The organism is Alitiscatomonas aceti (assembly GCF_025567195.1).
In the GTDB taxonomy this organism is placed as follows: domain Bacteria; phylum Bacillota; class Clostridia; order Lachnospirales; family Lachnospiraceae; genus Alitiscatomonas; species Alitiscatomonas aceti.
Map to the genome: position 1 here is coordinate 1 of NZ_JAOQJF010000063.1, position 4,589 is coordinate 4,589.

At 35.8% G+C, this 4,589-nt stretch carries 3 protein-coding genes, 1 tRNA gene and 2 pseudogenes; 1 reads left to right on the forward strand and 5 read right to left on the reverse strand.

Features of this window, described 5'->3' with window-relative positions; translation table 11 throughout:
- Positions 1 to 341: 341 nt before the first annotated feature.
- The 5 genes and pseudogenes from OCV69_RS16255 to rhuM (OCV69_RS16275) form a co-directional block, all read right to left on the reverse strand.
- A tRNA-Pro gene (locus OCV69_RS16255) sits at positions 342 to 415 on the reverse strand.
- Between the two features lie 877 nt (positions 416 to 1,292).
- Complete coding sequence (locus tag OCV69_RS16260) at positions 1,293 to 1,892, reverse strand: hypothetical protein (protein ID WP_262563241.1); 600 nt, start codon at positions 1,890 to 1,892, stop codon at positions 1,293 to 1,295.
- Positions 1,879 to 2,814, reverse strand: coding sequence for a hypothetical protein (locus OCV69_RS16265; RefSeq protein WP_158360291.1), 936 nt, complete (start codon positions 2,812 to 2,814; stop codon positions 1,879 to 1,881). Before OCV69_RS16265 ends, OCV69_RS16260 begins: the two co-directional genes overlap by 14 nt.
- A 175-nt stretch (positions 2,815 to 2,989) precedes the next feature.
- Positions 2,990 to 3,208, reverse strand: a pseudogene (gene rhuM / locus OCV69_RS17205) (RhuM family protein); the annotation flags it as partial.
- 472 nt (positions 3,209 to 3,680) lie between these two features.
- Positions 3,681 to 4,118 (reverse strand): annotated as a pseudogene (gene rhuM / locus OCV69_RS16275) (RhuM family protein); the annotation flags it as partial.
- Between rhuM (OCV69_RS16275) and OCV69_RS16280 the strand changes: the two are divergent.
- Complete coding sequence (locus tag OCV69_RS16280; protein ID WP_262563242.1) at positions 4,037 to 4,522, forward strand: hypothetical protein; 486 nt, start codon at positions 4,037 to 4,039, stop codon at positions 4,520 to 4,522. The pseudogene rhuM (OCV69_RS16275) and the gene OCV69_RS16280 overlap by 82 nt on opposite strands.
- Positions 4,523 to 4,589: the final 67 nt, after the last annotated feature.

A 4,589-nucleotide genomic window follows, 5' to 3' on the forward strand; every position in this document is an offset into this window, starting at 1 on the left:
ATTTCAGGGTCGGTTGTGACTCACATAAGTCACAGCCGGCCCTGTTTTAGACTATCTATTTCCCGACAGCCCCATAGGGAAAGAACATAGGAATATGTGTCCAATCCACCAGGAAAATAGACGGATTTCCAGGAAATTTTGGGTATACTGAGAAAAAAGGCGCCTCTATGTCCAAAGCCGTCGTAAGCGGACCGGGGAGAAAGAGATCCCAGCCAACGGAAAGGAACTAGGAAGAAAGCCCCCGGCAAATGAGAAGATACCGAATGGAAGGAACGTGGATGGAAGATAACAAAAAAGGACTTCTGGAATCAATTTCCAGAAATCCTTTTTAAAACAGAAAATCGGGGTAACAGGATTTGAACCTGCGACCTCTCGGCCCCCAGCCGAGCGCGCTACCAAACTACGCCATACCCCGGAACAAAAGTTATTATAACAGAAATCCTGGAAATTGCAACAGGTAATTTGAAAAAAAATAAAAAATTTTAAAAAACCGTTCAAAAAGTAAAATTTCAGACCGGGAAAGGCGTGGAAAGAGCCGCGGGAGGGGGAACGAAAGGGCTGAGGGAAATAAAGCGGAAGGACTGGCGAAACAAAACGCCGGTGGGTTTGTCAAACATCTTTCACCAAATCATCTGCATACCTGTACTCCCTTTCGTACCCTACATATTTTCCCAAATTGAATATTAACTCCGCTTAATCTCACCAAAGATCTACGGGCATTTTCGAATGTTCTAAATGTTATATTTATCATACCTTTTTTGCAAGCATTATTCCTTCTCCAGCATCCATCTCGCAGACACAACTTTCCAACATCTAACTCGACAAGTCAACATAGTGACATCTAACTTGGCAGCTCAACTCTCACACTTTTTGATCCGGATCATCCTTTGATAAGTTACCGAGAAACGTTTTGCCTGCCCAATGCCAAATATGCCCGATTACCGAAAACCAAAGTAATACCGGGCTTCCGCAGCTATTTGCCTCCTACCCTTGACACCAAGCATACCGTCTCACAATGTGTTGAGGCAGTGATTCGGATTACCGATAGACGTGGTTCGTCCTTGGTGTAGAGATAAAACACTATCAAATGGTTCAAGCTTCCCTTAACCTTTCTTTCGTGTTTCTTCTTACTCTTTGTATAACTAAAAATATAGCACAGAATTTGGCTCTTTAGAGGAATGAAATTTGCTTTTTCATTTATTATAATAATTTAGGTCCTTAAAAACCGGTTGAAATTTAGACCCAAATTAATTACTAAATATATTAGCAAATATATTGTAGCTGCAAATCTTTTATCCTTGTGATCCAATTGCTCGTTTAAAAAAACTTTCTCTAATTTCATCATATGTCAGATCACTTGGTAATGAAAATTCTCCTTCCATTTCATGCTGTGCAAAATCCTCTTTTAGATTCTCTATTAGTGAACCAACTTTCCCTCCAACAACAGGGATATGTAACCAAATTTGTTCATTATCTAGTTCCAGGATAAATATTTTCGTTTTATGTTTCTTTTTCAGTAAGTATGTAAGACTTTTTTCACTGTTTTTTATTTTGACAGATAGATTGGTTGGTCCATATATATAATATGTTTTTTGGCTCATTGAAATTTTTTCACATTTTTGTATGTACTCACTCAGTTCTTTTTCTAAACATAAAATCTTTCCCTCATTTATAAACGAGTACATCTTATTGTTATCTATATTTTCTAATATAGCAGCGTATAACCTAACTATTTCTAATTCTGAACTATCATCAGTGCCTAAATATTCATTTGCAACATATTCATATATTGTCATGTTTTCGCATTCGTTCCAATAATTTTCTTTATAGCTCTCTACTATCTCTTGCAAATATTTTGCACATAAACCTATAGAAAAATCAGGATCCAGCATTTTTCCTATGAAGGCATATGGATTTTGTTTTAAAAGACGTTGTGCCGTTGAAATTTTTATCTGTCCCATCCCAATAGAAAAATCTAATTTTATAGCAATTTTTTGTAAAAACCCCCAGTTTACAAAATAATATTTCCAAACATTTATAATACCATGCTCCTCTATAAATTTTCTCTAAAACCAAAATTGTTTCCAGTAGCTCATACGAAATGTGATTATTCTCTGCCTCCCGTTTTATCTCATAGTGATATAGATTTATCTCACTTTTTTCTAATTGTGCTTGCACCAGCAAAATCTCTAAATCTGTCCGGAAAGTTTTAATATCCAATTTTCCTTCAAATTTTGCCAATCCGGATAATACGGTTTCTGCATTAATTGCCAATCCGCTCAGTAATAGTGACATCAAAATTTCAAAACCATTGCTGCCTACAATCCCAAAGACATCCTTTCCCTGCAATGATTTTAAAATATACTCCGTACTTATATAAGAAAATATAACAGAGAAAATAATAAAGCAAATATATCCAAACAACAAACGAAACTTATCAAATTTATTAAATATAGATAAAAGATGATATTGTACGATTGCAGGCCAAACATTTAAAAAAGCTGCCGAACCAACACCGATACATATTTCATCCTGACCAACACCACATAATAAAGCCATTATACTAATTGTTGCTAAATAAATTAATCTAATTGATGAACTCCTTATAGTTTTTCCAACATCCTTTGAATATCTAAAATCCAAAACTGACGAATAGGATTTAGGCAAAAATATCTGATGTATTCTAGCAGCTATACTAACACCAATTGCAATTAAAATAATTTGAATTATTTTTTTCATGTCAAGTGAGTACAAGATTTTATCCATTGTTTGTATAAACTTCATCCTTTCTTTGCACAAGATAATAACTTCCATTTCAGCACAATTTTAAATCTTATTTATAAATGTATATCTATTTTGCGCAGTACTCCACACGTGTTGAGGCGATGGTCTGAATTACCGAAAGACCTGGTTTGTCCCCAGTAGAACACCTAATAATTATATCCAATTAAATTTCCAACACTTGAAGATAAAATACCTTTTCACATGCCTAAATGTCACGGATTCTTTCCAACAGTTCCTTAAAATACCCACCATCACCCAATTCTTTCAAACGGTCATCATTCATTGTAACACCTTTTTTGATGTACTCCTTTAATACATTCATTGCCCATATACAGAATTGAACACCGCGCTATTATTTTACTCGAAAGCCAACGGAAATGATAATATCCAGATTGTAATACTCTATAGTTCTTTCTACCTGTCTATTCCCTTCGGTTTAAACTGTTGCAAATTTTGCAACAGCTGACTCTCTCACTGATTCTCCTTCAGCAAAAATATTTTTTATATGTCTTGAAATTGTAGATTTGTCTCTTTGAAATAAATTCACCATTTGTTTCAGCGACAGCCACACCGTTTCATTTTGTATATTAACATCTATCTTCGTCAAGCCTTCTTCGGTCTGATAAATGAAACTCTCTCTCTAGTTGTCCACTTTATCATCCTTCAATATATTATACATGGTGTTCTGTACCAGCCAGTGAGAAGATACTCTTAATACGACAATTATGCAACGTCCCTTGCACAATTACAAATTCAGACCGGCTCTAGCCTCTCTTACTTTACCTTCCATTTCAATCGCACGCAGCATTCCACATGTGTTGAGGACATAAAACCCATGCCTCCAAAGCAGATTTTATCCCTGGCGGAAATCTGTTTTTTACCAATTTAGAACCAAATCATTCCTCTACTGTTTCTTCCATTTCAAGTAAGAACTTATCATAATCTGATACAAACAATCTATCCTGCACAATCCGGTATTTTTCAAACTCTGTTTCTACATAAAGCTTTGCCTGCTCCGCACTAATCTTTCCAGCATCTGTGAGAATTTCATTTCCATTGAATTCCAAAAAAACATCCAGCCTTTTCGCCCAATCTTCCATACTCATAGGAATTTGACGCTCTGCCTGCAATTCTTCATAATCAAGGTACAGTGATACAATCCGCTCCATATAAGCCATCTCTTTATCACTCAAATAATTTTTCGCGATAGAAACATCTGATTTTACAATCTTTCCATCAGGAGCCGCTTCCCATGTTGTCAGTCCCATATGTTCTTTTTCTGCATCTGCACGTTCTACAATCAGTTCTGCTACCGTATGTCTGTGGACTGCCCAAACTTTTTGGCGAAAACTCTTTCCCCGAGGCAGATAGATTCGTAAATGTAGGACCAGTATCTAACGAGCCAGAATTTGAAAATTTCTTCAATATTTGTAATCGTTGCTTCGTTGAGTCAATCGAAAAATACGGCAAATCATTGGGGAAAAAGAAATATTTCTGGAATGAAATCAAGTCAACATATCCAGCTTTGTTTGACGTACTACATCGAATAAAGGTTTATCGCCATTCTAGCGATCACCTAGAACTAAACCCCGATGTCGCCAAGAAGTATAAAAAATTTTGGAACGAGGATACAGCTAGCGTTACCGACTTTGAAGAACAACGGTTTGTGATTCAACAAAAGCTATTAGAAGCCTTTTTGTCCGCAATTCAAACAGAAATAGATTCTGATGTTGTATAAATAAAGTTGACACCTTATTCTCAAAGAATTCATGTATAATAAAGAGAATAAGGAGGAACTTTCAATG